The sequence below is a fragment of the Mycobacterium sp. genome, assembly GCF_049281135.1.
In the GTDB taxonomy this organism is placed as follows: Bacteria; Actinomycetota; Actinomycetes; order Mycobacteriales; family Mycobacteriaceae; genus Mycobacterium.
The window spans coordinates 1-6,052 of sequence record NZ_JBAPRN010000194.1; the positions used below are offsets into that span (position 1 = coordinate 1).

Below are 6,052 nucleotides of genomic sequence, written 5' to 3' on the forward strand. Positions count from 1 at the left end.
CGACTGGGCCTACACCGGCCAAGGCGACATCACCGGGTCACCAGACTCGGAGTGGCTAATCAATAACCCGGAGCTCGCGCCCACCGGCGACAACGTCAACACCGCCGCGCTGCAGGCGCTCGCCGAGCCGTACCCGCAGACGATCTCCGGCACCCCGGACTCCTACTCGTTCACCAATGGCACCTTCCAGTTCAGCTACTCCACCGAACAGGCCGACGGCCTGGGCAGTTTCCCCGCTGGCTCGCAGACCACCATCTCGGTCCCGAGCGTGGAATTTCCAAATGGCTATGACGTGAGCGTCACTGGCGGGCAGGTGGTTTCGGGCCCCGACGCTCCCGAGTTGGTCATCGCGTCCGACAACGGTGCAAACACTGTCACCGTCACCGTGACCGCAGCCAGCGGGGCCTGAGCGGGGTAAACGTAGCCTGAAGGCTGAGACGACACACCTATCCGAAGGCCCGAAGGGTATACATGAACGCCGAGGCCGGTGACGCGCCTGCGTCGAATCGCCGCGATGTCGAAGGCCTGTACGAGGTCGAGGCGATCAAGCAGTTGAAGGCCCGCTACTGCCGGTACCTAGACACCAAGGACTGGGTTGCGTGGCGCACCATTTTCGCTGATGACTTCGTCAGTGACACTTCGGAATCCGGCGGTGACGTGATCGTCGGTGCTGATGCGTTCGTCTGCTATACGCGCGGACACATTGGCAAGGCCTCTCAACCCACGGTGCACCAGGTGCATGCTCCGGAGATCACGCTGACGTCGCCCGCGACAGCTACCGGTGTCTGGGCGTTGCAAGATGTGGTGCGCCTGGCGCCGGGGCTGAATCTGCAGGGCTATGGCCACTACCACGAGACCTACGAGAAGATCGACGGGCGTTGGTACATCAAGACTTCCAAGCTGACGCGGCTTCGGGAGGATATCTTCAATCCTGTCTTCTCGTTTCGGGTTCCTGAACGGCTGCGCGATGCCGGTGCGGCCTTGGCTCGGAAACGCGCCAAGTGAGCAGCCCCGTCCTGATCACCGGGGCGTTCGGTCAAGTGGGCAAGCGTTGCACCGAGATACTGCTGTCACGCGGACGCACCGTGATCGCCACAGATCTACGCAGTGACGCGGTGGTCGCGGCAGCCGATGCGCTGGCCAGCGATACGCACCCAGGGGTGCTGCAGACCGTGTATGCCGACCTGCTCGACGCAGCAGCCATCAATAGCCTTGTCGCCGAACACAAACCGAGCGTGATCATCCATCTGGCCGGGATGCTGTCCCCACCGTCGTACCGAAATCCCCCTCTGGCCAGGCGCGTCAATGTCGAGGGCACCACCAATGTGGTGCAGGCCGCCCAAGCCCTACCCGTGCCGCCGCTGCTGGTGTTCGCCTCCAGCGCCGCGGTGTATGGGTCAGTTAACCCTTACCGGCGTCCAGAACGCATCACCGCACAGACGCCGCTCAACCCGATCGATCAGTACGGGGAAGACAAAGTCCTCGCCGAAGCCGTCATTGAGGGCAGCGGCCTACCGTATGTCCTGCTTCGGCTCGGCGGAGTTGTCGCCCCAGACGGGGCGGCGAACCTCAATAGCGATTATCTGCTGTTGATGCGGGCCACACCCGGTGACAACAGACTGCACACGGTTGACGCACGGGATGTCGCGCTGGCCTTCGCCAACGCCGTCGATCGCACTGAGACGATCAACGGCAAAGCTCTGGTCATCGCCGGCAACGACACACACGTCCACATCCACCGCGACGTCGAAGACGACATGTTCGACGCGGTCGGCATCGGGCGACTCGGCCCCAACGCCAGCCTGCCCGGCGACCCCGAGGACGACCGTGGGTGGGCATTCACCGGATGGTTCGACACCACCGAATCGCAGGCACTGCTCGACTATCAACGCCATGACTGGGCACAAACGATCGCGTGGGTCGCCGAGTCCCAGGGCCGACTCCTGCGCACGCTACTGCCGATCCTCGGTCCGGTGCTTCGACCGGTCATGCGTGCCGCTCTGGCTGCCCAGCGTCGCGTCGACGGACGCGGACGCTATGCCGACCCGTGGACCCTCATCGCCAACAAGTACGGACCCCAAGTCCTGGCCGGCAGTAGCGAGACACCGCAGTGACGAAACTGGTTATCGGCGCGAGCGGCTTCCTCGGCTCCCACGTCACCCGTCAGCTCGTCAAGGACGGTGACGACGTTCGCGTCATGGTCCGGCGCACCAGTAACACCAAAGGCATCGACGATCTGGCCGTAGAACGCTGCTACGGGGATGTCTTCGACGACGATGCGTTAGCGGCTGCGATGAGAGGGTGCGATGTCGTCTTCTATTGCGTGGTCGACGCACGGATGTGGCTGCGCGACCCGGCTCCGCTGTTTCGCACCAATGTCGAAGGCTTGCAACACGTTCTCGACGCCGCCGTCAACGCCAGACTGCGCAAGTTCGTGTTCACCAGCACCACCGGAACTCTGGCCATCAGCGACGGCGCACCCGTCGTCGAAGACGACCCGCACAACTGGACGCAGGGTGGTGCCTACATCGCGTCTCGCATCGAGGCGGAGAACCTGGTGATGCGCTATAGCCGCGATAAGGGCTTATCGGCTGTCGCGCTGTGCATTTCGACCACCTACGGTCCCGGCGACTGGCAACCGACGCCACACGGTTCATTGATCGCGCAAGTCGCTGCCGGCCGGTTTCCGCTCTACCTTGGCTTCTCCTCAGAGGTCGTCGGCATACAGGATGCCGCCCGCGCCATGGTGCTCGCCGCAGACCGAGGGAGAGTGGGAGAACGCTACATCATCTCCGACCACTACATGAGCACCCGCGAGGTCCATGCTGTCGCTGCCGAAGCGGTCGGACGAAAACCTCCACGCATCGGAATACCGATGCGTCTGTTGTATCTCGCCGCCCACCTCAACGACCTTGCCGCCCGTCTGCTTCGACGGGACCTCCCGTTCGCCGTCGTCGGCCTACAGATGGCCGAACTCATGTCGCCCCTGGACCACAGCAAGGCTCAACGCGAACTCGGCTGGGAACCTCAACCCGTCGAGCAGTCAATCCGCGAAGCCGCGAAGTTCTTCTTGAGACAACGCCGGTAGCTCGGCAACGGGCAGGAAGCAAGCGGGCGTTATTCCGTATTCGAGCCGACGAGTCAAAGTGGCTTCTCTAGTGGTGGTAGCCACCGGCGCGACCCCAGTCCGCAGCCAGTCCGCGGCAGAGCGTACGGCATCTTGAGTCAACCGGCGTAGCCAATGCCGTGGCCAGGCTGTTTGCTAAGCGACCAACGCTGCTTGAGATTGCAAACGCACAGAGAGTCTCGTCAGCATCGAGAAGGTCGACACCTTCTGAGCGCTGCCTACAAACGTGGCAGGCCGAGGTCATCGACTACGCGCCAAGGATTTCTCACTTCGACCGCTGTGGCCGCTTGGCCACCGCCGAACCACCAGAGGCATTTGTCGAAAGCACGCAGCGGCGCACGCGGTTCCAACGTACCCACCCATGCCGAGTTCGCGGCGGTCAACTTCCGCCCTGCATCGAAGAGCTCGCGCACCACGCGGGAATAAGCTTTCGGATGGTCCCAGCTTTCCGGAATGCCGAGACTTAGCCGAACGAAGCTGTCGTACACCGGGACCCGCCACGGCAGAAGCCAATGGAGCACCTTCGAGGCAAGCGAATACTCTCGCCGCGGAACGCCTAAGGCCCTGCTGGTTTCGACTAGTTTCGCAACGATCTCGATTGCATAATCTTCGATGCCGGCCGGCGGCACGATGAGCGGATGGAAGTGATCGGGTGACCAATCCAACGCGAGGAGAGCAGTCGCCATTGCGGATCTCGTCTCGCGGCGAACGCCTTGCACGCCCCACCAGCTTTTGATGGTCCATACGAGTGCCTCGAGGACAGGAGTCTTGTTGTAGTCAAGTAACGCCTGGCGCGAATGAGTTGCGAGACACCATAGGACCCTTTCCATCTCGCCGTAGCGGACGTTAAATGTGTCGACCGCCTGGGCGAGCTCGCGGTCGGACAGCCGGTCCAGTCGCACTTGCATCGGGGATCACCCGCTTTCGGTCAGAAGAGTCTCGGCACTATGTGGACTACCCAAAATTCGTTGGTACGCGACAACTCTGGGTGTCGCTTAGGACGTCGGCGGAGGTGCCATTCCCGGAACGGGCGGGCTGAAAGTCGGCTGTCCACCCATCTGAGGTGGAGCTGGATAGTCCATGCAAGTCCCGGGTCCTTTACCGTCCGTCCCGAGGGATGTGCACACGTGATAGCTGCCGTCTGGATTGAAGCAGGTCGTGCGGACGCCGACGGGCACGCTGTACATGGTGTTCCACTGAGTTGTGCAGTTCTGGCCGGGATTTGCCGAGGCAGTATCGGCCGCCACCACAGGGATGGTGATGAGCGCTGCAACGAGAGCGGCGAGGCCGCCCGCACGCACCTTGTTCATAGATTTACCCTCTCCAAGGCCGGACACCTTCCGGTACGGCATGTACCACCATAGATTAGGGGGACACCAAGTACCATGTAAAGCATGGGTTCGAAAGCGCCATCCGATGCCGCGCTATCCGGACCTATTGACGGGCGGGCGGCCCGATGGTCGGGTCAGCGAGACAAGCGTCGCGCCGAGTTCGTCGAGGCCGCGCTGCGAGCGATTGCCGAATACGGCGCAGAGACATCGACCGAGCAGGTAGCCGACTACGTCGGGGTGACACGCACGAAGCTCTACCGGTTCTTTGACGGTGCAGCCGACCTACATCACAGCATCGCCCGCAGGGCCAGCGACATGCTCATCGCCAAGCAGACTCCAGGGTGGAGCATGAGGGCGCGCCCAATGGACATGATCACCGCGACAGTGTCGGCGCATCTGCGGTGGCGCATCGAGAACCCGAACTTGTACGAGTATCTGAGCCGCCACTCGCTTAGCGATGACGCGAACGGTGTCGCGGCCATCCACGACGTCAACCGCACCGTCGCCACGAATCTGTCCGACGTAATCGCTGCGGTCTTACGCACATTCGGGCTCGACGAGCGCCCAGCGATGCCAATGAGCTTCGGGGCCGTCGGCTTCGTCGAGTCGGCCACAACGCACTGGCTCAACAACCCCGCAGCTATGCCCCTGCCGGCATTCACCGCACAGCTCTCGGAGTGGATGTGGTCGCTGTGGGACAGCACACTTCGATCGGGTGGGATTCACCTCGACCCACACCAGCCCATAGCTCTGCAACGGCCCGAAGGTTCATCCCACCAGTAATTTGTCGACGAGCAGGCAAACGCCCAAGAAGCCTCGTCCGCATCGGGCAGGTTGACATCTGCTGAGCGACTTGGCCTTTCGGCTCGATCAGATTCGGGAGCCAAGCCCCGCAATCAGATTGATCGTCACCGCCAGGACCACCGCGCCGAGCAGATACGACAGCAACGCGTGCCGCAGCACCGTCGCCCTGATCGAGGTCAAGCAGATCTCGGTGTCTGAGACCTGGAACGTCATCCCGACGGTGTAGGCGAGATAGGCGAAATCCCGAAAGCGCGGTGGGTTCGTGTCGTGAAAATTGATGCCGCCCGGCTCGCCCGAGTAGTACAGCCGCGCGTAATGCACGGTGAAAAGCGTGTGCACCGCGAACCAGGATGCGCCGACGGTGAGGATCCCGACGAGTGCGGCTTCCAAGGCGCCGCTGCCGGAGAGCTTCGATCCAGCGGCCACCACGTAACCCACGCCGCCAAGGCTCGCGATGCTCGCCGTGAGAATGACTACGTCGGCGACCCACCGGGTCGGGTCCTCCCGCGTCACCCATCTGCACGTCTGCTCGGCATTCATTACGCTCAGGATGCGTTGTGTCCACACCACGTACAGCGCGGCAGCGGCCACCCAACCGGCAAGCGCGAATCGCCAGCCGACCGTGTTGCCCACCACCAGAGCAACGACCACTCCGAGCACCACCGAGACCAAGATCCGGACCGCGACGGTGTCGCGGAAAAACTTCGCGAAGGAATTCACACCGCTGACCTAACCACCTCTCCGGTTGGTCGGCTCAGTTCATCGAATAATGCGGTAGCGCAGGTGAACA

General features: G+C 62.6%; 6 protein-coding genes and 1 pseudogene. 5 read left to right on the plus strand and 2 right to left on the minus strand.

Features of this window, described 5'->3' with window-relative positions:
- From WAN02_RS08025 to WAN02_RS08040, 4 genes and pseudogenes are all read left to right on the plus strand, one after another.
- Positions 1-409, plus strand: a pseudogene (locus WAN02_RS08025) (endoglycoceramidase); the annotation flags it as partial.
- A 62-nt stretch (positions 410-471) separates the two neighbouring features.
- Positions 472-1,005: a nuclear transport factor 2 family protein gene (locus WAN02_RS08030; RefSeq protein ID WP_422263627.1), complete on the plus strand. Its 534-nt coding sequence runs from the start codon at positions 472-474 to the stop codon at positions 1,003-1,005.
- Entirely contained in the window at positions 1,002-2,114 is a 1,113-nt protein-coding gene (locus tag WAN02_RS08035) for an NAD-dependent epimerase/dehydratase family protein (RefSeq protein WP_422263628.1), read from the plus strand. The genes WAN02_RS08030 and WAN02_RS08035 overlap by 4 nt, the downstream gene beginning before the upstream one ends.
- Positions 2,111-3,088 (plus strand): NAD-dependent epimerase/dehydratase family protein, encoded by a 978-nt coding sequence (locus WAN02_RS08040; RefSeq protein ID WP_422263629.1) that lies wholly within the window; start codon positions 2,111-2,113, stop codon positions 3,086-3,088. Before WAN02_RS08035 ends, WAN02_RS08040 begins: the two co-directional genes overlap by 4 nt.
- A 257-nt stretch (positions 3,089-3,345) precedes the next feature.
- Here WAN02_RS08040 and WAN02_RS08045 read toward each other — a convergent pair whose 3' ends face one another.
- On the minus strand, positions 3,346-4,029 hold the full coding sequence (locus WAN02_RS08045; protein ID WP_422263630.1) for a hypothetical protein: 684 nt from the start codon (positions 4,027-4,029) through the stop codon (positions 3,346-3,348).
- A 492-nt stretch (positions 4,030-4,521) separates the two neighbouring features.
- On the opposite strand from WAN02_RS08045, the gene WAN02_RS08050 reads away from it, so the two are divergent.
- A complete protein-coding gene (locus WAN02_RS08050) occupies positions 4,522-5,241 on the plus strand; it encodes a TetR/AcrR family transcriptional regulator (RefSeq protein ID WP_422263631.1) in 720 nt (239 codons plus the stop codon).
- Positions 5,242-5,328: 87 nt separating this feature from the next.
- Here WAN02_RS08050 and WAN02_RS08055 read toward each other — a convergent pair whose 3' ends face one another.
- On the minus strand, positions 5,329-5,982 hold the full coding sequence (locus WAN02_RS08055; RefSeq protein ID WP_422263632.1) for a DUF1345 domain-containing protein: 654 nt from the start codon (positions 5,980-5,982) through the stop codon (positions 5,329-5,331).
- Between the last annotated feature and the right edge of the window lie 70 nt (positions 5,983-6,052).

Excerpts from the sequence above, each read along its gene's own strand:
- WAN02_RS08030 (WP_422263627.1), top strand. The coding sequence starts at position 472 with ATGAACGCCGAGGCCGGTGACGCGCCTGCGTCGAATCGCCGCGATGTC.
- WAN02_RS08050 (WP_422263631.1), top strand. The coding sequence starts at position 4,522 with ATGGGTTCGAAAGCGCCATCCGATGCCGCGCTATCCGGACCTATTGAC.